This window comes from Novosphingobium gossypii, from assembly GCF_050433305.1.
GTDB lineage: Bacteria > Pseudomonadota > Alphaproteobacteria > Sphingomonadales > Sphingomonadaceae > Novosphingobium > Novosphingobium gossypii.
Genome location: NZ_JBNPXM010000006.1, coordinates 36,481 through 57,368 on the forward strand (window position 1 = coordinate 36,481; position 20,888 = coordinate 57,368).

General features: G+C 61.1%; 22 protein-coding genes. 9 read left to right on the forward strand and 13 right to left on the reverse strand.

Going from position 1 to position 20,888, the window contains the following annotated elements:
- Window positions 1–94: 94 nt before the first annotated feature.
- From GGR40_RS12535 to GGR40_RS12545, 3 genes are all read left to right on the forward strand, one after another.
- Window positions 95–289, forward strand: coding sequence for a DUF6771 family protein (locus tag GGR40_RS12535; protein WP_429276576.1), 195 nt, complete (start codon window positions 95–97; stop codon window positions 287–289).
- Between the two features lie 446 nt (window positions 290–735).
- Window positions 736–1,086, forward strand: coding sequence for an MbcA/ParS/Xre antitoxin family protein (locus GGR40_RS12540; RefSeq protein ID WP_429276577.1), 351 nt, complete (start codon window positions 736–738; stop codon window positions 1,084–1,086).
- Between the two features lie 2 nt (window positions 1,087–1,088).
- The gene (locus tag GGR40_RS12545; RefSeq protein WP_429276578.1) at window positions 1,089–1,598 is read left to right on the forward strand and encodes an RES family NAD+ phosphorylase; all 510 of its coding nucleotides are present in this window, start codon (window positions 1,089–1,091) and stop codon (window positions 1,596–1,598) included.
- Here GGR40_RS12545 and GGR40_RS12550 read toward each other — a convergent pair.
- The 7 genes from GGR40_RS12550 to GGR40_RS12580 are packed head-to-tail and all read right to left on the reverse strand — an operon-like array spanning window position 1,571 to window position 7,912.
- Window positions 1,571–2,497, reverse strand: coding sequence for a glycosyltransferase family 2 protein (locus tag GGR40_RS12550; RefSeq protein WP_429276579.1), 927 nt, complete (start codon window positions 2,495–2,497; stop codon window positions 1,571–1,573). The genes GGR40_RS12545 and GGR40_RS12550 overlap by 28 nt on opposite strands.
- The gene (locus GGR40_RS12555; protein WP_429276580.1) at window positions 2,494–3,075 is read right to left on the reverse strand and encodes a class I SAM-dependent DNA methyltransferase; all 582 of its coding nucleotides are present in this window, start codon (window positions 3,073–3,075) and stop codon (window positions 2,494–2,496) included. Before GGR40_RS12555 ends, GGR40_RS12550 begins: the two co-directional genes overlap by 4 nt.
- Entirely contained in the window at window positions 3,072–3,740 is a 669-nt protein-coding gene (locus GGR40_RS12560) for a PIG-L deacetylase family protein (protein ID WP_429276581.1), read from the reverse strand. Before GGR40_RS12560 ends, GGR40_RS12555 begins: the two co-directional genes overlap by 4 nt.
- Window positions 3,734–4,840: an acyl-CoA dehydrogenase gene (locus tag GGR40_RS12565; RefSeq protein ID WP_429276582.1), complete on the reverse strand. Its 1,107-nt coding sequence runs from the start codon at window positions 4,838–4,840 to the stop codon at window positions 3,734–3,736. Before GGR40_RS12565 ends, GGR40_RS12560 begins: the two co-directional genes overlap by 7 nt.
- Window positions 4,840–5,889, reverse strand: a complete 1,050-nt coding sequence (locus GGR40_RS12570; protein WP_429276583.1) for a glycosyltransferase — start codon at window positions 5,887–5,889, stop codon at window positions 4,840–4,842. The genes GGR40_RS12565 and GGR40_RS12570 overlap by 1 nt, the downstream gene beginning before the upstream one ends.
- Entirely contained in the window at window positions 5,886–6,809 is a 924-nt protein-coding gene (locus GGR40_RS12575; RefSeq protein ID WP_429276584.1) for a glycosyltransferase family 2 protein, read from the reverse strand. Before GGR40_RS12575 ends, GGR40_RS12570 begins: the two co-directional genes overlap by 4 nt.
- Window positions 6,806–7,912: a glycosyltransferase gene (locus tag GGR40_RS12580; protein WP_429276585.1), complete on the reverse strand. Its 1,107-nt coding sequence runs from the start codon at window positions 7,910–7,912 to the stop codon at window positions 6,806–6,808. The genes GGR40_RS12575 and GGR40_RS12580 overlap by 4 nt, the downstream gene beginning before the upstream one ends.
- A 482-nt stretch (window positions 7,913–8,394) precedes the next feature.
- Here GGR40_RS12580 and GGR40_RS12585 point away from each other — a divergent pair, with 482 nt between their 5' ends.
- Window positions 8,395–8,577 (forward strand): hypothetical protein, encoded by a 183-nt coding sequence (locus tag GGR40_RS12585; RefSeq protein ID WP_211152052.1) that lies wholly within the window; start codon window positions 8,395–8,397, stop codon window positions 8,575–8,577.
- A 735-nt stretch (window positions 8,578–9,312) separates the two neighbouring features.
- Here GGR40_RS12585 and GGR40_RS12590 read toward each other — a convergent pair.
- The 3 genes from GGR40_RS12590 to GGR40_RS12600 form a co-directional block, all read right to left on the reverse strand.
- Window positions 9,313–9,915 (reverse strand): hypothetical protein, encoded by a 603-nt coding sequence (locus tag GGR40_RS12590; RefSeq protein ID WP_429276586.1) that lies wholly within the window; start codon window positions 9,913–9,915, stop codon window positions 9,313–9,315.
- A gap of 202 nt (window positions 9,916–10,117) precedes the next feature.
- The gene (locus GGR40_RS12595) at window positions 10,118–10,975 is read right to left on the reverse strand and encodes an NAD(P)H-hydrate dehydratase (protein ID WP_429276587.1); all 858 of its coding nucleotides are present in this window, start codon (window positions 10,973–10,975) and stop codon (window positions 10,118–10,120) included.
- A gap of 37 nt (window positions 10,976–11,012) precedes the next feature.
- On the reverse strand, window positions 11,013–11,783 hold the full coding sequence (locus tag GGR40_RS12600; protein ID WP_429276588.1) for a histidine phosphatase family protein: 771 nt from the start codon (window positions 11,781–11,783) through the stop codon (window positions 11,013–11,015).
- Window positions 11,784–11,911: 128 nt separating this feature from the next.
- Here GGR40_RS12600 and GGR40_RS12605 point away from each other — a divergent pair, with 128 nt between their 5' ends.
- Entirely contained in the window at window positions 11,912–12,166 is a 255-nt protein-coding gene (locus GGR40_RS12605; protein ID WP_429276589.1) for a hypothetical protein, read from the forward strand.
- A gap of 765 nt (window positions 12,167–12,931) precedes the next feature.
- Here the strand turns inward: GGR40_RS12605 and GGR40_RS12610 are convergent.
- From GGR40_RS12610 to GGR40_RS12620, 3 genes are all read right to left on the reverse strand, one after another.
- Window positions 12,932–13,300, reverse strand: coding sequence for a hypothetical protein (locus GGR40_RS12610; RefSeq protein ID WP_429276590.1), 369 nt, complete (start codon window positions 13,298–13,300; stop codon window positions 12,932–12,934).
- A 203-nt stretch (window positions 13,301–13,503) separates the two neighbouring features.
- Window positions 13,504–14,067 (reverse strand): 3'-5' exonuclease, encoded by a 564-nt coding sequence (locus GGR40_RS12615; protein WP_429276591.1) that lies wholly within the window; start codon window positions 14,065–14,067, stop codon window positions 13,504–13,506.
- Window positions 14,068–15,330: 1,263 nt separating this feature from the next.
- The gene (locus GGR40_RS12620; RefSeq protein ID WP_429276592.1) at window positions 15,331–15,498 is read right to left on the reverse strand and encodes a hypothetical protein; all 168 of its coding nucleotides are present in this window, start codon (window positions 15,496–15,498) and stop codon (window positions 15,331–15,333) included.
- A 430-nt stretch (window positions 15,499–15,928) separates the two neighbouring features.
- Here GGR40_RS12620 and GGR40_RS12625 point away from each other — a divergent pair, with 430 nt between their 5' ends.
- The 4 genes from GGR40_RS12625 (at window position 15,929) to GGR40_RS12640 (ending at window position 20,853) form a co-directional block, all read left to right on the forward strand.
- Window positions 15,929–18,247: a putative bifunctional diguanylate cyclase/phosphodiesterase gene (locus GGR40_RS12625; RefSeq protein ID WP_429276593.1), complete on the forward strand. Its 2,319-nt coding sequence runs from the start codon at window positions 15,929–15,931 to the stop codon at window positions 18,245–18,247.
- Window positions 18,248–19,435: 1,188 nt separating this feature from the next.
- Window positions 19,436–19,957, forward strand: coding sequence for a helix-turn-helix domain-containing protein (locus GGR40_RS12630; protein WP_429276594.1), 522 nt, complete (start codon window positions 19,436–19,438; stop codon window positions 19,955–19,957).
- A 16-nt stretch (window positions 19,958–19,973) separates the two neighbouring features.
- Window positions 19,974–20,288 carry a hypothetical protein gene (locus tag GGR40_RS12635; protein ID WP_429276595.1) on the forward strand — a complete coding sequence of 105 codons (315 nt, stop codon included), beginning with the start codon at window positions 19,974–19,976 and terminating at the stop codon, window positions 20,286–20,288.
- 31 nt (window positions 20,289–20,319) lie between these two features.
- Entirely contained in the window at window positions 20,320–20,853 is a 534-nt protein-coding gene (locus GGR40_RS12640) for a hypothetical protein (protein ID WP_429276596.1), read from the forward strand.
- The last annotated feature ends 35 nt before the right edge of the window (window positions 20,854–20,888 follow it).

The following is a 20,888-nucleotide window of genomic DNA, read 5'->3' on the forward strand; positions in this document are numbered from 1 at the left end:
TGGCCCAACTGCCCTTGAAGCAAACTTTCCAGAACAATTGCGCTTCGTCGATTTCATTTGCGTCTTTGTTCGCCTTATGTTCTAAAATGAGTTCATGACCGACTCACGCTCCACCAATTCCGTCCTAGCGGATCTGCTGCAGAGCGCCCCGGCATGGGCGCGAGTAGGACTGACCGCTGCAACTCAACGCGCGCGCCATGAGGCTATCGCCAGCCTCGCGGACCATTTGGCGATTGGCCTTGCTGCCGCTCGGCGCGAAAATGGAACTCAGCTGACCTTGCCGCTGTGACAGGCATTTCCTGGCTTGCAATCTTTGGTTTTCTGAGACGCCCCTGATGTCCTGTTCAAGCACCAGGACCCCCGCGCCCGCTTCCTCACGAAGAGACGGATCATCGTCCACGTCTCGAGAATAGCTTGTAGGGGTAAGCCCAGGTGCGACCACGTTGAATTCACGACGATGCCTCGACGCGGCGCGGCAGTTCTATCACCCGGCTATTGACGCGATCGGCTTCCAGGACATCCTCTTCAATGCGACATCTCGCGCAGTGGTCTTCGGTAGCAGTAGGACGGTTCACTATCTGCTTCGTATGGAAGGAACGGCAACCGAACCCGGAATGCATTTGTGCCTGAGCGCCCGGCACGGATGCCGTGGCGAAGGACAATGCAGCCGCTGACCTTGAAGCGCGCATATTCTGACGCTATATAGCGTCAGACCGCATTCGCGAGGGACGATATATGGGATTGCTCGAATTTGCTGATCATGGGCTTTTTGCTCCGAGCAAAATCGCGCTGGCCTTGCGCACCACGAGTGAAGAGGTGGCTCGCTCGGCGGGTCTGGGCCGCGACGCTGTTCAACGCAAGGACCGCATCGGGTCCGACAAAACGCAGCGCCGCCTCAGGGAAATGATCGAGGTGGTCACCAAGACTACCCCGCGGTTTGGATCCTCGCTCATTGCTTATGCATGGTACCGCTCGGAACCGCTGCCTGGTTTTTCGGGTCAGACTGCCATGCAACTGGTTCAAAGTGGCCGGGCAAACGAAGTGCTGGAGTACATCGATGCGGTGGATGCGGGCGTGTACGCCTGAACGTGGCCGTGCGATATGAAGGCAAGCTCTACCGGGCGTTGAACCCTGTCTTTGCGCACGAGCCGTTATCGGGCCGCGGCGCCGAACTGTACGGCGGGCGCTTCAATCCGAAGGGGATGGCTGCACTCTATCTTGCGACATCGCTTCACACCGCCATACGAGAGGCAAATCAGGTCGGCGATCTGCAGCCGACCACGATCGTGGCGTATGATGCCTTCATCGAAAGTGTGCTCGACAGTCGCGATCCTCGTGCACTTCGTAATTTCGACATGACCCTATCGGATCTGGCCGACCCAGGTTGGCGAGATCAAATGCAGAAGAGCGGCAAATCCCGAACGCAGATTTTCGCCGAAACTCTTGTCGCTTGTGGCTTCAACGGCTTGCTCGTGCGCAGCTATGCCCGCGGCGCCAATGACGATGACCTGAATCTGGTGCTCTGGAACTGGAGCGATGGACCGCCATCGCAGATCACGCTCATCGACGACTACGGGCGCCTGGCTACCCACGGGTGATTATCCTTTGAAACGCAGCCGGCGCTGTGGGTCGCCAGCTGCGTTTCCGCGCCCCACTGCTTTGGTTCGATGCGAGCTGCAGCCATTTCGGCACAGGTGGGCAAACGCAATAATTCCAGACCTTCGTCCGTCCAGTTGATCAGGCCGATGCGAACAAAGGCGTCGAGCCATCCTTCCATCGGCCACCGGCCCCACCGCGCGTGAAACTGTGTGGCATTACGCACAATATCAGCGACATGCTGGACCGGAGGTTCATAGCTGTCGTGATACTGGTGGCAGGCAATAGCCTGTCCCGCGAACAGCAACTTCAATCCGCTCGCCGCAGCCCTGAACCCGAAATCGGTGTCCTCGGCGCCATAACCGGCGAACGCCTCGTCGAAACCACCCAGCGACTCAAAGGTCGATCGACGCAACGCGAAGGCAAGCGACCAGAACAGCCCGGCGTTCTTTTCCTCGCGCACGCCCCTTTCAGGGAAGACGCGGATCGGATGCGCTCGCCCGCTTTTTAAAAGGGTAGCCTCGTCCCAGGATCCGCGAGCGTCATTCGGACCGAGATAACGTATGTCGGCGCACAGAAGGGCGTCATGCCCGCACAGGAGATCGACCAGCTGGGCAACACAACCGCGCAAAGGGATGCAATCGACATCGAGAAACACGAGCTGGTCGTACCTCGCCAACGATGCTGCACGATTTCTGGCAGCGGCCAGCGGTAAACCATCGGTCTCGAAGCGATCGATCCGGACGGGAAAGCTGGCCGGCCCTGGGTCGACTGGCTCATCGCTCATGTCCACAACGATCAATTCATCAGGGATGCGATCGCTGCGTCGCAGACCTTCCACCAGTTGAGCGAGGTGTGCGCTGCGGTTGCGCACGATCGTGAGGACAGAAACGCCTCTCACTTTTGTTCCCACAGATCGAGGCGATACATGTCCTTGCGAGCCATCATTTCCATCCTGAACTCTCCGCCAAGCGCGGACCAGATGGTCTCCACTGCATCGTCGGCAGTATGCGGATAATCAGTCTCGCCGGTGTAATGGACAAGAATTAGCCGACCGCCTGGCGCTACATGATCCCGAAGCCACGCACCCGCCCTCTTGAGATCGACCAGATCCCAGTAATAGGCCACCTCTGAGAGGACCACGAGGTCGAAGTCGGCAGGATCTGGTGTCGTATGCGGAAACGCCATATGTGCGAACGTTACGCCCGGATGACCACCTGCCCGCTTGCGCGCCAGAGCCAGCGCCCTGGCACTGATGTCTGTGGCGAGCAGACGGTCGCACAGCGGCGCCAGCAGGCTGGTCAGAACGCCATGCGCGCAACCGATCTCGAGCGCCCGGGCATAGCGCCGATCCGCCAGCACATCGTGCGTGTGAGCGAATTTCGCAGCCTCATAATCGCTTGACGCCAGATCCCACGGATCTTCGTCCGCTGCGAAGATGCCGTCGAAGTATTCGGCGTCAAGGCTTGAACCTGTCATCGGCGATCCTGTCTTAGTGTCAGCACGTCGTGCGCGGGCATGCGAAGCATTCTGCGCGGAAGGCGAAAGCCGTCGCCCAATATGGGCGACATCTGGCTTCTGTGGGCGAGAAGAGCGTGCCGACGCTGCCCGATCGGCATGGCTGGGGTCGCGATGCGCCGCACGCGCGCCGGGGAATCGCTCCAGACATGATAGGCGAACAGGGTCACTCGTCGGTGTGCTCTGCGCAGTGCTGCTTCAGCGAGGCTGTAGGCCACGACATGATCACAGTGCGTCTCGCTATGATCGGTTACGGCAATCGCATCGATCCGGCGCCAACGGATCAATGCTGCAAGCCTGTTGGCCGCTCTTGAGAACGCCAAGCTATCGCACCGATAAGGGTGTGCATCGCGCCAGCCCATCCAGGTTATGCACGGCGCAGTCGCCGTCAGCCTGCCGATGGCGTGACGGGCTTCCTTGCGCCGGGTGATGGCGACGCGGGGTGTCCCTTCAGGATGCGATCCAGTCCCATCGGTCAGGAAGACGATCCCGCCCAGTCGATGGGTGGCAGAAGAATGCGCGATCAGCGCACCCGCGCCCAATGTCTCGTCATCGGGATGGGGCGCCAGAACGAGCCAGCGCGCGCGCGACCATCGGCTGGATGTCAAAGGCTCCATCTTTACCATAAGCGGTCGCTCTCATCCCAAACATTCTGTTCAAGAAGCCTCCTCGCGGCTTGGTCCCGGGCGTAATCGGGGCCTGCCTGCCGCAGGTAAAGGGAAAGATCGCGGATGATCTTGTCCGCGCGTTCCCCATCGAACGCGCTGCGCGTGCCCAGAATGCGTGCTGCGGCTTCCATCACGGCAAATCCGGCATCCTCGACGATGCCGCGGGTAAGAAGAGCGACTGCAAGGCAATCTTCATGGCCGGACGCGAAGCGCTGCGCGGCTTCTGCCACCCAAAAGCCGGCGGTGCGCATCGCCACTACAGCCTTGGCGAAGCGGGCACGCTGCACGGGATCTTCGCGGGCGGTTTCTCCCATGGCGCGTCGAACTTCTGTAACAAGCGCTTCGATACCGCCAAGCTGGACAGCGCAAAAGCGCCAGGCTCCTGCGGTGAAGCGGGGATCGCGATCGTAATCCCCGGGCTCGCCCAGCAGCATGATCGGGTCCACGGTCATGCCGTCAAGCACATAGCGCCCACTCACGCTGGCGCGCATCCCGCGTACGCGCCACCCCGAAAGGTCGGTTCTGGCCTTCTCGCTTGCAGGGACAATGACGAGCCGGCGCGCCTGATCCTCGCTGGCGGCTGTGACCAGTGCATAATCGAGACCCCCCGCGCCGCTTGCGAAGACCTTCTCGCCGACGAGCGAGGCCCCGCCCTCCTCCTGTGTCAAACGTGTACCGCGGGGCGGCTCGGTCGCCCAGACCCCCAGCCACGCACCGCGATCGAGGGCGCGGGCCAGCCAGCGATGCTGATCCGGCGTGCCGTACCAGTCCAGAAGCGACAGGGCGTTGACATGGCCTTCGTAGAGCCGGCCGACGCTGAGATCCCCGCGCCCGACTTCCCGCAACGCCTGCGCCATTGTGCGGCAGCGTGCCGCCTCATCCGCGAATGTCTGACCGCCACTGGCGTCCGGCGCGAAGCGTCGATGGTGGCCGCTCTCGATGAGCGTGGACATGCTCTCCACCGGAAAGCCGGGCGCCGCGTCATAGCGCGCGCCAAGCCGGGCCAAGTGGTCCACGATGTCGATCGCCGGTGAAGACCGGCCGAGCTCATGGCTCATCACGCGCTGCGGTTCCGTAGTGTGCATGATCGTTGCGTAAGGTCTTCCAGCCAGCGGGCCGCGCGATCCGGTCCGCCTTCCATCGTCAGGCATCCCGGCCAGCATCCGGCCTGCTGCGTTGCTTCATCGATCAGCGCCGGCCATTCCTCTGGCTGCGGCCAGGTATAACGCACGATCGCGCCACCCACAGCTGCAAGCCGTCGCGCCTTGGAGACCTGTTCGTCGAACGGGCGCGGTTCGGGCAGACAGATGAACGGGCGGCGTGCCGATAGCACCGCACTGACGACCCCATCTCCGGCGGCACCGATCACGACCCGGGCATTGGCGATCTGCGAACCGGCATCATCCACCCATCCCCGAAACTCCAGATTGGCCGGGAGGGACGCGGGCACCGTGCAGGGGCCGATGACGCGAAACCGGACGCCGGGTGTCGCGCGGGCAACCTCTGCCCACCTGCCCCCATCCGACATGTCGCCGCCACGCCCCAGGACGATCAACACGACATCCTCGCCCGGACCTGCATCGCTGGGTGCGGCCCGAACGATGCCGGGGGCGTAGAACGTCTTCTCACGTACCCACGCCGGCACCTCGTCGTCGTCAAGCGCCTCATGAAAGGGCGCAAGCAAGGCTTTGGCGCCCCGGAAGGCATCGAGATGCGGGGTATCAAGCCGCCGGCCGTTCAAACGGACATAGACGGTGGGCACCGACGCCAGTCTAGCCAGCATCCCGACTTCGACCGACACATCGACCACGATCAGACAAGGGCGCGCCTGCGCGATCCAGGCGCTCATCATCGCTGTGCGCTGGCGGATGTCCTCATGATCCAGCGGGGCATAGTGCAGCGATGCGGGGCGATCGGTGCGATCGATGCCGGTGAACCCGTCCTCCAGACGGTCATCGGGAAGATCGACGCACGGCAGATCGCCTGCCCTCCCCGCCAATCCTGTCCCCAGTAGAACGACGTCTTGCAGCGCCTGGCCGATCGCCATCGCCCGTTGACGATGACCGTCGCCATGATGATGGACGTAGTAGCCGATCGGACGGCTCATGATACTGCTGCCATCGCTGGAAGCGGCATGTCGCAGGGCATCGCCGGCAGCGCGCGCTCGGCGTCCAGCCAAGCGTCCGGACTCAATTCACGCTTTGCTCGAGAGCGCCAGCGGGCCCGCGCTTCCCAGTGCGACAGTGCCGGGACCAGGGGCGCGTCGCCGTTTCTTGCATGATCGATCCATCGCTGCATATCGGCGGCCATGCCGCCAGCGGCGCGCCCTGCCGTGCGAGACGATGCCCGCGTCCACACTGTGACTGGGTGGACGAGCTTGCCGCCGACTTTCATCGCGGCTTCCACCAACGCGCGATCTTCACCGGTGGGAAGGAGCGGAACGCCGCCCGCCCGTCGATACAAGTCGACGGACAAAGCAAGGCTGGCGCCTGTATGATCGCCGTGCCTGGGCGGCATGTCCCATGCGACGGGATCGATGGCATCCTCGATGGCGCGGACGGCGTGCCAGTACGCGTCAAAGCGAGCCCGTAGCGCAAAGATCGTCGGATCGGTGGTTGCCTCCCGCTCGTCCAGTTCGATCCGGCCACCGACGATGCGGTCCGCCGCCATTTGCGCAAGATTTGCTTCCAGCCAGCTTGCCGGGGGGCGGCAGTCCGCGTCAGTGGAAATCAGCCACCCGTCTATACCCGCTATCTCTGCGCCAAGGTTCATTGCCGCGCGGCGGGCCGACCCTGCATGGGCCAGAGCAGGCTCGAATTCCCGTTCGATCACCTCAAGCTGGAACCGCGCGTCGAAGCGCAGCGCCGCCTCGACTGCCACGGCCCGGGTCTTGTCGCTGCTGTTATTGACGCACACCACAAGGGTAAACGGCACCTGCGTCGTCTGCTCCGCAAGGGCTTCGATCAGGCTGCCGATATGGCTCGCCTCATTGCGCGCCGGTACGCAAACGCAGACAGGCGGTGTCATGCGACACTGGCAACCGTGGTGAGAGGCATTCCCGATTCATTGGCAACGGCCGGCGAGGACGCGGACAACTGAAGGTACAAGGCCTCATAAGCATCGACCATGTGCTGTGCATCGCAGTAGCGTTCCGCGTGGGCCCGGCAGGCGCTGCGGCTGAGCGCTGAAGCGGCGAGCGCCGCAGATGCCAGCGACGCGACATCATCCGGTTCGGCAAGGACGCCGCAGTCAGGGTTGAGGAGTGCCGGCACACCGCCACGGCGAAACGCTGCAACCGGAGTGCCGCAGGCAAGAGCTTCGGCCACAACCAAACCGTAGGGCTCTTCCCAACGCGGTGTGCAAAGGGCGGCGGTGGCTCCGCCGACCAGGCGGGCCAGCGTTTCGTGCGACAGATGCCCGACATGCTCGACATCGCCGCTCAGACGAGGCGCAATCAGTTCGTCGAAGTAGGTCTGGTTCGAGATCGGCCCGGCAATACGCAAGGGCAGGCCGGCAAGGCGCGCGGCATCAATGGCGAAGTCCAACCCCTTCTCCGGAACGATCCGCCCGTACCACACCAGATAGGATTCCTCGCTCGCAACCGCACGAAACGGGAAATGGCTAAGGTCGATGCCATTGGGGATGACGTGATCGGCGCATGCCACATGGCTCCACATCGCGGCGGTTGCTTCAGAGACGGCCACATAGGTCATCGGCCCGCGATTGAGCCTTATGCCACTCTCCAGCCAGCAGAACGGCGGCGTGTGCAGCGTGGTCACGACGGGCGCATTCATCGTCTCGGCCATGCTGACGGGCAGATAGTGCAGCGAGTTGTTGTGAATGACGTCGAACGAACGCGATCGCAGTTCGGTCATCAGGCCGAGATAGGCATGATGCTCGCGGAAGAAGGCGACATCATTGGCCTCGGCAATGCCGGTTTCCAGGAGCGAGGTCTCGTCGCAGATCGGCTCGAGTCCCAAGGTCGGGTCGGATCGCGTCGATGCGAACAGCGTAACGTCATGGCCACGCGCGCGCAGCGAGCGAACGAGCATATGCGTGTGCATCTCGAGCCCGCCGGCGAAAGGCTCACCGATGGCATATTTCAGATGGGCTATGACAGCTATCCGCATCCAACGCTCTCCCAGGGACGATGCGCAAGGGTCGCGATCGGCGTGTCTTCAACCGTTTATGTCTCTCTTTGTTTCCGTAATGCGACACGCGTAGCCGAGGTAAATCTCGGGAAGGTACAGATTTCCCGCGAGCAGCGCACTGCTTCTACGAGGCGGGATCAGATCCTGCTATCTAAATGTTGCAGGATCGCTTCTTACCGAGCGCTGTTTTTCGAAACAGGCGGGCACAGAATACTATCATAAGTTATGATAGCGACGGCTCCCTATCGTCCTTTATTGAGCTGGCGTAACATTCGCCGATGCAGATCTCCCCGCAGATGATTTCGTCCGGCGAAGCCCGCGCCAAACTCCGTTCCGGTAACGGCAACGTGCCATAGGCAACCCGGGATGTTCGCTCGATGCGCTCAGACAAGCGCGGCATGATCCGGGAACACCCCGTGTGCGTGCGTGTTTTACCAACAACGCGATTGAAGGAGACTATCATGAGCATCGAAGGTAAAGCCAAGGAAGCCGCCGGTTTCGTAAAGGAAGAAATGAACGAACACGGCGATACCCCGGAAGCGAAGAAGAAGGCTCAGGAAGGCCGCGACCTTCGCAACGAAGGCCGTGTTGAAGACGGGAAGGCCCCCAAGACTACGGAGCCAGGCACCGGCGCCAAGGAGTAAGGGTCCTCGACCTTCGAGACGCCGCCCTTACGGGGCGGCGTTTTTGTATCTCGCCCGTTGAAACGGAATTGTCGGGGGATGATCCAGTCCGCTGACGATGCCAACCGTTACTAACGCCTCTTCGCGCTGCCGCAAAGTGAAGGCACTTCGAGCCAAGAGTGCCAGCGCGTCAACGGCCCAGACGTACGTGCGCGCCACTGCACAGGCGAGCGGTCAACCCCATGGACTGTGGGAGTACAAGGTCGCGGCAATAAGACCGTGCAATAGTTGCGAAGTTAGCTGGGCCCGGTCAAATTCGGGAAATCAGGGCAGTTTCATAATCTCTGGAGTGGAGTTTAAACATATCCTCCTGCTCAAACCCTGACTTGTTCAACTCGCAGCTGACCAGGTTCGACACGGTCGGCGCCTCCTGTTCATTCGCCGAACGCTATTGAACATCGTTTCCTTACGCTGGACCACCCGGAAATCGGACCTTCGCGAACAGTTTGACATGGGCTCCGAGCAATTGCACGATACGCAACAGTTTTTCGTCTGAATGGGAATGCCAACTGCGCCATGATTTCCCTGGTTCTAACCAGCCGGCTCTCGGCGCGACGCTCAAGGTTCACACGCCTCCATCGCAGTAGCCACAACACTTGCAGACCCTAAACAACCAGTTCCAGTATGCTGGTGTAAATGGTAGTCGCACCTATCGGCATGATCTGCGGCCGCACTGTATGATCGCGGCACAGCGCGCTAATGCGTCGCTAGCGCTCGATGCGCTTCCAGCGTCAAGGTATACACAGCGAGACGCTGAGCGCCCCGATTGTGATGATCCACCCGAAACCCCTGATAGTGCCGGTGCACCAAGCCTGCCCTCACGAGTTCAGACACGGCGCGGCTGATATTTGTCAGTCCCGATGATCGGACACGCTGTTCGACTTGCTGATTGACGAGCGCTTCGGCAAGTGCGGCGTCTTTCGGCAACTTCCCTGCGTGGGCGAGCTCGTCCAAGACGCGCGCGATGAGTTTTTGTCTGGAGGATGCACGTTGTGTCATTGGCGCCATAGCCGCGCAGAGCCATTCGCGCACCGGCATCAGGTTGTCGCCTTCCTGCACGTAAGGACCTGCTGCTCCGGTCTGCAGGCTTGCTTTGGCAATCAGGTTGAGCACCATAAACGCGTATCGAGGACGTTGGCTCGTGATCGTCAGGCGCCCGAGTACCCCTTGCAAATCGAGCTCTTGTCTTGAGTGCCCTTCCCTACCGGAAGGAAAGGAGGCGAACAGATCGGTCTGGAACATACCATGAATCAAGCACATCGCGCCGCGGATGTGAATCCATTTATTCGACGACGCCATCGATCAGAGCCATCATTTGTCGCTAGCGACACTTTACCCGTTTTTCGGGTAAAGTGTCGCTGCTGCTTGTTTATGGCCGCTGTCCTCGCAAGCTACTGGAGCATCGCGTTCGTCCATGCAGCGGCAGCGAGATCGCGCAGGGGCTGCCCAGCCTGCCGTTCGCTACGCGATCTGAGCGACCTTACGACTGCAAGGCCCCTGATCAGGATTGCCCCCCCGACTGCATGAGACGTGGCAGAAGCGCTAAGAGGTCGCTGGCCCTAAATCCCAGCGGCCCGATCGTATCGGCACATCTGCGCCCTGCTTCCCCATGCAGCCAGACCGCCCACAATGCCCCCGCCAGCGGATTGCATCCTCTCGCCAGCAGTGCTGCGGCGATACCGGCCAGTACGTCTCCGGACCCGCTTGTTGCCAACCCTGTCGTACCCCCGCCATAGAAGAAAAGCGCTCCCTCAGGACCGGCAACAAGCGTAGTGCTGCCTTTGAGGACGACCACAGCGTTGAAGCGAGCGGCGGCCCGGCGAGCAGTATTTGCGCGGTCCTGCTCCAGCACGGTAGGATCCTCGCCAAGCATGGCGGCTATTTCTCCCGGATGGGGAGTGAGGATGGCAGGGCGCTGGCGACGACGAAGGCGCTCGGCATGGCCACCCAGCTTCATCAATGCAGCTGCATCGATGACGATGTCCTGCTCCTCGCCGACAAGATCGAGCACCGCCTCCAGCAGCCCAAACGCGTGGTCGCGGCATGCCATGGCCGGACCGACTACGATCGCATCGCAGCGACGGACATGTCTTTCGAGAACCGTGACGGAGGCGTCTATTTCTCCGTTATCGCTGACCGGCAAGGCCACGACGGCCGCTTCGGGAAGCAGCGTGCCTATCATGATCGCAGCAGGGGCAATGGTTCCGATCCGCACTTTGCCCGCCCCCGCGCGCAGCGCCGCCTCGCCTGTAAGCCGGATACCGCCCGGAACCTCCAGGCACCCTCCAAGCACCATGACCCGCCCGCGCATGTTCTTGTCGGTTCCCTCGTCGGGCAGCGGAATGGGGTGAGCGCGCAACCATGCGCGATCAAGGGGGAGGCCCTGGTCCTGCTCCTCAGCCACGCGAAGCCACTATCGGATCGGGCGCACGGGTCGCCGGGGTACCTTCGCGTTCCAGCGGGGCAAGGGCATTGTAGCGATCGAGAAGGAGCTGCGCGGTGTTGGGATCGAAGCGGTACTGGGTGACGCTGCAATTGGCGACATCGCCTTGCGCGTCGATGTCGAGGATTTGCGCTTCGGTCAGGTTCTCCAGCACGTAACGCAAGCATAACACCACGACCTGATGCGCCACGATCATGACGCGCTGCCCGGCATAGTGAAGCGAAATAGTGTCCAGCAGCGCTCGCAACCGGAAAATCACATCTACCCAGCTCTCCCCGCCGGGGGGGCGGTGATAGAACTTGCCCAGCACCTTGCGGAAGTGGGCCTGCTCGGGTTGCAGCTGCCGAATGCCCGCGCCTGTCAGCCCATCCAGAATCCCAAACTCCTTCTCGCGCAGTCGCTCATCGAGAGAAATGCCGAGGTCCTGCGCGCATCCGCCCGCCTTGCGGAACAGCTCCGCAGTCTGCACCGCCCGGACGTAGGGACTGCACAAAATGGCCTGCGGGCGGTCGCCCTCCTGTCCATCCGCAAACCAGTGCCCCAATGCCCGCGCCTGCTCCCGACCCAAGTCTGAAAGCGGCACGTCCACATCTCGATGATCGAGGGCAATACGATGATGCCCGTTGGCGGCGGCCTCGTCACGAGCGACGTTCCCGGCACTCTGCCCATGCCGTACAAGCCACAGTATGCTGGGCCATCGGATCGAGAGATGTTTCGGCTCCATGATCGTTCAAGCGGCCGGTGTGGCGGTTGTTCCCACGAAGCTGAGTTATGCACTGCTCCTGGGCTTCACGGAATTCCGGGAACAAGCCGCCTAGGGCCGCGGTTGAAGCCGGGCAAGGAGATCGAACCATGGATGTTGCACATACCTCGTTGGTCGAGCGCATCGCCCGCGTTCTGGCGGGCCTCGACCACAGTGCCAACGCGGATGGCGTCGAAGCCTCGGCGTCAGAAAGCGTCGATGACACCTGGCGGGCCTATCTCGTGTCTGCCGATGCAGTTCTTCGCACCATACGCGAGCCGTCGGAATGGATGGCTCAAAACGGCGATCCGGGCATATGGTCCGCAATGGTCGACGCGGCCATCAAGGAAAGTGAAGACCTCTGACCTTCCCCGTACCCGGTTAACTTTTCAAACTAAGCAGATAAAGCGCGTGACGGCGGCATCTGAGGCGTGAGCGTCTGGTGCTGAAGACCTCTCGCGACGCATACGGGCGTGATTGCCAAGCACTGCATGATGCTGTGCATGGTTCATCTGGGGGCGAGTATGCTAAATGTCCATATGAGGAAGTGCGGGCCCGGCGCAGTAAGGCTTGGGATCTATGATTGCCGCTTAGAGGAGCCCTAACTGGTTCTTGCCAGGGACAACATTGCGGCCGACACTCGATCGCGCGGTGTGTGCTGTATCCTTTAGGGATCAGGGTGAGCAGCCCGTCTGGCAGCTGTTCAACCCGGCGGAGCGGGCACGAGCCTAGAACTGCGAATAAGCGCCGAGAGTTGCTTCCTCAGCGATGGGCCCTCCAGGTGGGCGTCGATATTGGAATAACCGTCTTTGGCAAGTCGGACCTTGAGTTCACCGAGACTTGCACAGCTTCCGTCGCGCGACAGCTCGAAAGCGCGCTCCAGTATCGGGCGTCCAGTAATCATGCAGAACCTTTCTGTTGCGATCGTTGCGATCGCCTTCAAGCTCACCCGCTTGGTGCGGTTTACTGAGAGGATCGGTCCCGTATCTTCCGTGTCAACTACAAACCCGATAACACGCGGACTCACGCAAAGTTACGCTCGGCGGGGAAAAATGTGGGTGCGGCATGCGGATTGGCCGCACCCACTGTCGTCAGCCGTCCGGGGCAGAGGCTGATTCTCATCCTCTTGATCACAGGAGCGCCGATGCCAGCGCGAGCTGATCGTCGCGTTCCGGTCTCTCGCCCGCGAGACGAAGGCGCTGCCACCCCTTCTGATCACGCAGATCGAGGCTTTCGGGCGAGAGAAAATTCCAGGTGATCTCAACCTTCTCCCGCAGCCGCTGCAAAACCATCGGAAAAATGTTGCACAGCTGCCGGGCATCTACGACACCGCGCACCTTCAATCCGATTGATGGGCGCGGCAGTGCAGCTGGCTCATCCTGAACGAGATGCTGTGAAAGTAGCGTACCAATCGGCATAGGGGGTATTTGCTGCCTTATGCCGGTTGTAATCCGCGTCACCATCCGTCCACCATACAGGACCACGTTCTCCCAGGTCACGTTTTGCGTGATCGACACGCATGCGTGCATTGCGCTCCCCGAGCTTGTCACCGCGTCTTTTCGCAACCCCCACCGAGCGCCGCGCATCCATTAGTTCATCGACGAGCTGCTGGCGTCGTTCTTCAGGGATAGCCGGATCGGAGCGACGCCAGAGGCGTCCTCGTACAACAAGGTAGCGTCCATCGGGTGTCACCGCCGGCGAATTAGCCATCAGCGCCAGCTCGTTTGGCAATGGCCGTCGCTCCGGACACGACTTCGTGCCAGTGACGATATTCGTCCCGGGCATCGGAAAGTGCGCGGTGCGCCCGCGCCTCGCGAGTATGTCTGACCTCCACGAGTGCAAGCAAATCCGCGATGGCCACATGAAGCTGGTCGGCCGGCACAGCTGGGGAGAGGATTCGCCTTGCCGTCTCCTCTCGGGCTTCTTCGGTGTCACGAATTCGCAGGGCGTGGCGGGGACGCTTGGCAGCACGCAGGAGGGCGCTCAGCCATTTACCGTCCCACGACGGCGCACTGGCAAACAGGTCATGGCCAGATAATTGATTGATCATGTGCTGCGCCACGCTTTCTACCGCAGTCCCGTGTTCGTGCAGGCTTTCGAGCGCTATCCCATGGATGGCCTGCGCATCTGGATCCCAGTCTGTCCAGTGCGGGGCCGGTTGGATTAGGAAGCTTTCTCCATGACCATCCTCAAAAACCCACGCTACCTCGATCGGGTAGCTCATTTTGCCGAGCGATGACGCTTCGAAATCGATAAACACGAACATATTGAGCCAACCCCTGCAACTGCGCCCTGGATCCAAAAAGCCTGCACCATAACTGCGATCAGTCTCAAGAAGGCCCCTCCCCTCGCGTGATCGACCGCGACAGCCGTGCAACGAGACAGCGACGACGCGAAGTCCATCCATACCTGCCGAACCTGTTGGCCGATGGTAGGCGGCACCGACGGATCGGCATCGTGGTCGTCGCTCCTTCCGCTTCAGGCACGAAGTCCAGGGCGAAACCCGCAAGAAATGTGGAAGACTCTGCCGTCTTGCTGCGATCATGCGGGAGATGCCTGGCGGACGGCAGGGTACGTGGTCGCGTTCGCGCTGCCGTCCTTGGCGTCCTCTAGCACGATTGCCGGCAAACGCAATCTGACCGGGATGCGCTTTTATTGCCAACCGCATGTGGGGCATTGCGAAGGAGCTTGGCAAACCCTGGCCCTGATGCCCGCAGTCACCGGTACGAAATACCTGTTTACCACGAACGCCTGCAGCAGGCAGCGGATAACATGCCGCCGGCTTCGGACACTGCGTGGGCAAGCGGAAACTGCAGGCATAAACCAACGATGCAAGCAGCAATAAGCTAGGAAGCGTTTGCCCTTGGCGGGATTGCAGGTCGTTGAGCCTGGTATAGCCGGTTGCCGGGGGATTCGAACCAGTGGAACGTTCCTTTGCGCGATGTGCTGCGGCCATGACGGTGCGCAACGGGAGGAAAACATCCAGCCATCCATGCTGGTCGGCGCGCATGTCAGCAGACTTGGACACTACCGGCAATACGTTCGCGCAAACTGTGACCGCGCGTGGGGCCGAACAGTCAATGGCTGACGCGGCTGGTTTCATCCATTTCCCTTACAGGAGCCTGCCGAGTCAGTACTGTACCTGCCGGAAGGACCAATGGTGGTCTCGAGGCAGTGTGCATAATCGAGGTGACTGCAGATCGCACCGACATCCGCCCCTCATGACGCCGAGCGCGAATTGACAATTCGCCTGTTCGCAACGAGCGGCCGATCTGGCCTTCTTGCAGGAAAAGCGTGTTTCGTATCTCCGGGACACGGCCCGGCGCAAGCCGACACGATGCCCAAGCTGTTCGGCCCGCTTGCTGCGGGGATCGTGAATTCCAAGGCCGGCGCTCGCGGAAAATCCTTCCGCAGGCGCTTGCAAGAGTCAAACCCGTCCATCACTGCAGCTTGCGTCAAAAAGCGCTCAGGATAGGGCCCGTCTGATGATGTCTGGCTCGGACCTTGCTCCAGAGATCTCGCCGGACAACTATTGGCGCGCGATTTTCTGCGCGCTGGAATACAGGGCCTGCAACATTCGGCTGAACAAGGCAACAAGTTCCTCTTCGTCGACAGGCCATCCAAAAGGGGGAATGTGTGCCAGTGCGCGTTCGATATCGCAGTCATTGACACAGTCGAGTGTTACGGGCTGGCTCATGATTTTCTCCTACAACGTCCACAACATAAGGCTGGCTGGATGGATGGTTCAGTTACAATGTTGTAAAAACGTTCGCCGACCTCAGTATGCGTGTGCACTTCCCTGACGGCGCCGCTCACTCATGCTTCGGCCCGGGTCCGTTGCCGTTCGGGATCACCGAGCCGCTCGAGGAGACCAGCCAATGATGCGCGAAGTCCATTCCAGCTTCCCTCGCCCCTGACAGTTACAGCCTCCACCCATTACCTGAACCGCAAAGAGGATTGCCGGCATATCCCTATCTGAGGAGATCTGATCTGGAATGATCTTGTGATCAGAAGTGAACTCAGTAATTATTAAGACAAAAAGGGTATATGAGCGACAAACAAGAAAGGCATCGGTCTTCGTGCGCTCTTCCCTCAACCCTCGGCAAGAATTTGCGCAATCCGCCTCCTTGCTTCGCGAACAATACGCAAGTCTGGGACGGCAGATCCCGCTCATGTATCTGCTGATGACCATCAACGCGGGATTTCTTGCGGTTGTGGCTCACCGCGAAACCCGGACTTTGGTCAGCATCGCCGTGCCGGCGGTCCTCACCGCCGTATCCGCGTGGCGAGCTGGGGTCTGGCTGCTGCGTCGCGAACGGGACGTCTCCGTCCAGCAGATCGAAAAACGTTTCCGCACGACAATGCTTGCAGCGGCACTCCTCAGCCTGTGTTATGGAAGCTGGGGCCTTCTTCTCTTTGCCGGAGCAGACCCGACCCGGGCAAGCTCCATCGCACTGTACGTGTTCGTGGGGGCAATCGGCGCCTGTTACAGCCTCCAGGCCCTTCCCGCCGCGGCTCGGCTCGTGCTGCTCTTCGGCGCAGCGCCCATCACCATCAGGCTGCTTGTGTCGGGTGACTGGTATCTCATTGGCACCGGGATGACGTTCCTCCTTGTCGCCGCCGTCATCGTGCGTACGCTCGCGGCCAATCAATCCGCTTTTTGTGAGCTCGTTCAGTCCCGCTCCGAGATGGGCGCCCTCCTCGACGCGTTGAGGCAGGGCGAGGAACATTACCGGTTTTCTGTCGATCTCAACCCGCAGATACCCTGGATCAGCGATGCGCAAGGTGGAGTGCGTGAACTTAGTCCACGCTGGTCGCTGATGACCGGAATCCCGACTGCGCAAGGCCTCGGAACGGGCTGGATGCAGGCCGTCCATAACGATGATTTGGCTCTCCTGATCGCGAAGTGGAATGCTGCGCTCGAGGACCGCGAAGCCGCGCCTGTAGCTGATGCGCGGTATCGCTTGCGACAGGCCGACGGCAATTTTCGTTGGGTACGTGCCCGCTCCTATCCACGGCGCGACGAGACCGGGCAGATCGTGATGTGGTACGGCAATATCGAGGACATCCACGATCAGGTCATTGCCGAACAGGCTTTGCGTCATGCAGCCCACCACGATGCGCTGACGGGATTGCCGAACAGGACAGGCTTTGCCGAAGAACTGAGCCGCGCTCTCGCGACTGCGAGGAGGCTGGGCACGCATGTTGGAATAGCCGTCGTGGATATCGACAACTTCAAGTCCATCAATGATGGCCTGGGCCATGCGGCGGGCGACGCCGTCCTGAAGGCCGTCGGTGCCAGGATCCATGAGGCTCTGCCTCCCGGAGCATGTGTTGCACGCCTTGGCGGAGACGAATTCGCAATCATCCTTCCTGCCCTGCAGGCGGATCAAGATTGTGTCGCCCGGATCGGCACCGTTTTGGAGCCTGTGAGCAACCCCCTCACCGTCGACGAAAGCATGGTGGAGATCGGCCTGAGCGCGGGTGTCGCAACATGGCCACTCGACGGCGACGTTCCCGAAGCCGTGTTGAAAAGCGCCGATCTTGCACTCTATTCCGCCAAGGCGAACGGGCAGGGAACCGTCGAGCGCTTCGTGCCCAGCATGCGTCATGCGGTTGAAGCCAGGAACACCATGCTGCGTGACGCACGCGCTTCCTTAAGAGACCAGCGGGTCATCGCCTTCTATCAACCCAAGATTTCCCTTCAGACCGAGAGTATCGTTGGGTTCGAAGCCCTGCTGCGCTGGCAGCATCGGGAGCGGGGGCTCCAGTCGCCGGCTTCGATCGCTGCGGCGTTCGAGGACTTCTCGCTATCCACGCAGATCACCGATCGCATGCTGGATCTCGTTCTGGCGGATATCTGCAGGTGGCGTGACCAGGGACTGTCTCCCGGCCGAATCGCGATCAACGGATCACCTGCGGATTTTCGCCGGGGCGATTTTGCCGACCGCATTCTCACGCGCCTGGACAAGCACGGCGTAGCGCCCAGCCTCCTCGAAGTGGAAGTCACCGAGACGGTGTTGCTGAGCCAGGTCGCCGACACGGTCGAGCGTGCGTTCGGCCTGCTTCGTGAGGAAGGGGTTACCATCGCGCTGGACGATTTTGGGACTGGACATGCCTCGCTTGCACACTTGCAGCAATTTCCAGTCGATGTGCTCAAGATCGATCGTTCATTCGTCGAGCGCCTGGATGAGCGCGACGCCTCTAGTACGGCTATCGTGCATGGCGTGATCGACATCGCGCGCCGCATGGGCATACGCACTGTCGCCGAAGGGGTGGAGACCAGTTTCCAGGTCGCCAAGCTGCGCGAACTGGGCTGCGACATAGCGCAGGGATATCTGTTCGGCCGGGCGCTCAGCGCCGATCGTACCAGCCAGCTTCTGTCCCGCGCGAAAGACCACGCGAGCAACATTGCGGATGTAATGCAACGATGGTCGTCGAGGTGAATCCAGGCAGACGCGCCTCGCACCCGACGCCTCGCCGCGGGATGCCGCGAAGTACGGCTTAATCGTACCCTTGGCCGGAGAAGTGCGACATCTTGCTCGCGGAGAGCTCGATAGCCGTCTGCATGTCTGCGAACCTGCCGGGACAGAACTGGACACTTTGGACAGCTCTAGCATGATCCTTGCCTCTGCGGCAAAAATTTCTACAGCGAGGGGCCAGCTCGTAATGACCCCTTCCTGCGTCGACGAACCTGCTCTTGCGTTCCCGCTGCCCAATCAGGCGCCCGGGGAGGCTCGTCGACCAGCGTGACGGACCGCACATCGACTTCGTTCCCTACTGGCGAAGTCCATGAAATTCGCACGACGCCATTGGTCGGCCATTCAGCCATCACGGTAGCCAAGTGGACCTGCAGATCATCCAAAGGAAATCCAGATGGGATGCGGTGCCTCAAGCCTCGACCTTGCACTCAGGCCGCACCCGGCAGCGCTGGAGCCCGCCTTTCTGGAGCAGATACTGGCGCAGATTTGAACGACGGGCCCTCGGGGATGGGCTCCGGACCTGGAATCGAAAGCAATGGGCCTGGTACAACGTCGGGTATGCGCTTCCATCAATGGCGACGCCTCGCGAATTCGTTTGGCCGTTTAGAGGTCCTCGGTGCCGAGGCGCCGCGGCGTCCCGTTGATAAGAGCGGTGACCCGCTTCGCCGTGCCTGTCCGATCGATTGGCAACTATCCCGTCCTGTCTGGCGCATCGCAGTCTCCCCAGCCTGCCAACCTAAAAAATACGTTCAGGTTGCAGGAAAGACGGGTCCCTGTAAGATAATTACAGGTCGTCCGCACTGCCTGTTACTTCCTCGCAGCTTCTGCCAACAAACAGCGCAGACTGCGGTAAGAAGCTTGAAGGTTGGCTGTGCCCAACTCCGCCTGGCATCCGCGTATTGATGTCGTGAGCACTTGATACCGCCGCACGCCGGGGCCACAAAGGCGTCCGCTGGTAGGGCAGGTGAAACCGCGGCCTGCGGAATGCCAAGCACATCGCGCGCCTAAAGGGCTGCATAAAGCGCGACTGCATCGGATGCCGGGCTCTCTCCCTGAAATTCGATGCAGTGGCAACGTGCTTGAGGAGAAAGACGCTGTTCCACGCAATGATATTCGGCTTCGTGGTCCTCATCGGAGAGGGCCCGTCCTGGAATGCCCGGCAACATTCTCCGCCGCCGCAGTACAAAGCGGATGCGCGACATGGTTGATGACGCAGCTGTTGCGGCCAAGCGGCTTTCGCCTCGTCAAAAGGATTGTCTTGGGCTTGTTCAAAAGCTCTATTCCTCAAAGGAGATCGCTGCCGAACTCGGTATCGGGGTTGGGACCGTCAACTCCTACATCTCCGACGCCGTCACCCGGTTGGGCGCTCGCAATCGGAGACATGCCGCCGAGCTGCTGTTCCTCGCCGAGGCGGAGCACGCCCCCGAGAATTTCAATCCCCAATCTATAGGGGTACCCGCGGTGGCAGAATTTCCTCCACCCATGACGACAGGTTCGCAGACCAGCGACTTGCTGGTGGTGCTGCCCTATCGTTCTTCGGGAGCCACACGCAATGCAATCAAGCCTTCTCGACGTTTCCTCTGGATCCTCCTGCTCGTCATCGCCTGCGCCATCGGCTTTGGCATGCTTCTCATCGGCCTCGACATCCTCTCCCGATTTCTCGTCGGCACCTGAGGACAATCGATCGAGCATGCTGGCACTGGCAAGCGACCTGCATGCCTACGAGCGGCTGCTGCAGGCGCTCTTTGCAAAAGGCGGAGAACTTGCGACCGCAGCGATCCTCGCGCAAGCCGGGCAAAATCTGTCGCCGGTAGCCGGCCACCAGGTCCTGACTTCGATCAGCAATGCGCAATTGCTGACATCAACGGCGCTTGGCCACATTGCGCATGCGCACCGGGAATTGGAGACGCTGGCCCGCAAACTGGGCATTGATCCCACGGCCTTTGGCGATGTTCTCAAGCCGCCTGCATCGCATGAGAGTGGCGTTACCGGCCTCGCTGCATGATAGCGCAACGGGGCAAAATCGGGAAACAGGGGTGAGCGGGATCGGCTTGTTCATCGTTCTCATCACGCTGCTTACGCTGCAGGCGGCGTGTCGCGGCGGTGCGCCTGAAAGGCTTGCCAGTGCGGCCATGCTGATGGCAACCATTGCGACAGTGCTGAGCAACACGGCCATGGCCCACGCCTTCCGCAGCGTTGAATGGGGGGTGCTGTGGATCGATGTCGGCCTGCTATCAGGGCTCATCCTGATTGCACTGTTCGCCGACCGGTTCTGGCCGATGTGGGTTGCAGCCCTGCAGGGCTTCGCCGTTGCCAGCCACGGGGCAAAGGGCATCGAGCCACAGCTCCTGCCTTATTCGTACTGGCTGGTGCTGGGCAAGCTTTCCTATCCGATGATCGCCATTCTATGCCTCGCCATCGAGCGGCATCAATGGCGCAAGCAGCGGGGGTATCCGGAGTCTGCGTGGAGCCGCACTGCGTGGCCGGACGACAACCCTGCGAACGGGAACGGGCAAAGCGGCGCCATCGCGATCCGGATTCAAACGCAGGATCGGTGCGCGCAGAGTTAGGCCGCGCGGCAACCCGGTTACAGGCGAAGGGAGCT

Excerpts from the sequence above, each read along its gene's own strand:
- GGR40_RS12535 (WP_429276576.1), top strand. The coding sequence starts at position 95 with ATGACCGACTCACGCTCCACCAATTCCGTCCTAGCGGATCTGCTGCAG.
- GGR40_RS12540 (WP_429276577.1), top strand. The coding sequence starts at position 736 with ATGGGATTGCTCGAATTTGCTGATCATGGGCTTTTTGCTCCGAGCAAA.
- GGR40_RS12555 (WP_429276580.1), bottom strand. The coding sequence starts at position 3,075 with ATGACAGGTTCAAGCCTTGACGCCGAATACTTCGACGGCATCTTCGCA.
- GGR40_RS12560 (WP_429276581.1), bottom strand. The coding sequence starts at position 3,740 with ATGGTAAAGATGGAGCCTTTGACATCCAGCCGATGGTCGCGCGCGCGC.
- GGR40_RS12565 (WP_429276582.1), bottom strand. The coding sequence starts at position 4,840 with ATGAGCCATGAGCTCGGCCGGTCTTCACCGGCGATCGACATCGTGGAC.
- GGR40_RS12570 (WP_429276583.1), bottom strand. The coding sequence starts at position 5,889 with ATGAGCCGTCCGATCGGCTACTACGTCCATCATCATGGCGACGGTCAT.
- GGR40_RS12575 (WP_429276584.1), bottom strand. The coding sequence starts at position 6,809 with ATGACACCGCCTGTCTGCGTTTGCGTACCGGCGCGCAATGAGGCGAGC.
- GGR40_RS12580 (WP_429276585.1), bottom strand. The coding sequence starts at position 7,912 with ATGCGGATAGCTGTCATAGCCCATCTGAAATATGCCATCGGTGAGCCT.
- GGR40_RS12585 (WP_211152052.1), top strand. The coding sequence starts at position 8,395 with ATGAGCATCGAAGGTAAAGCCAAGGAAGCCGCCGGTTTCGTAAAGGAA.
- GGR40_RS12590 (WP_429276586.1), bottom strand. The coding sequence starts at position 9,915 with ATGGCGTCGTCGAATAAATGGATTCACATCCGCGGCGCGATGTGCTTG.
- GGR40_RS12600 (WP_429276588.1), bottom strand. The coding sequence starts at position 11,783 with ATGGAGCCGAAACATCTCTCGATCCGATGGCCCAGCATACTGTGGCTT.
- GGR40_RS12605 (WP_429276589.1), top strand. The coding sequence starts at position 11,912 with ATGGATGTTGCACATACCTCGTTGGTCGAGCGCATCGCCCGCGTTCTG.
- GGR40_RS12615 (WP_429276591.1), bottom strand. The coding sequence starts at position 14,067 with ATGTTCGTGTTTATCGATTTCGAAGCGTCATCGCTCGGCAAAATGAGC.
- GGR40_RS12620 (WP_429276592.1), bottom strand. The coding sequence starts at position 15,498 with ATGAGCCAGCCCGTAACACTCGACTGTGTCAATGACTGCGATATCGAA.
- GGR40_RS12630 (WP_429276594.1), top strand. The coding sequence starts at position 19,436 with ATGCCCGGCAACATTCTCCGCCGCCGCAGTACAAAGCGGATGCGCGAC.
- GGR40_RS12635 (WP_429276595.1), top strand. The coding sequence starts at position 19,974 with ATGCTGGCACTGGCAAGCGACCTGCATGCCTACGAGCGGCTGCTGCAG.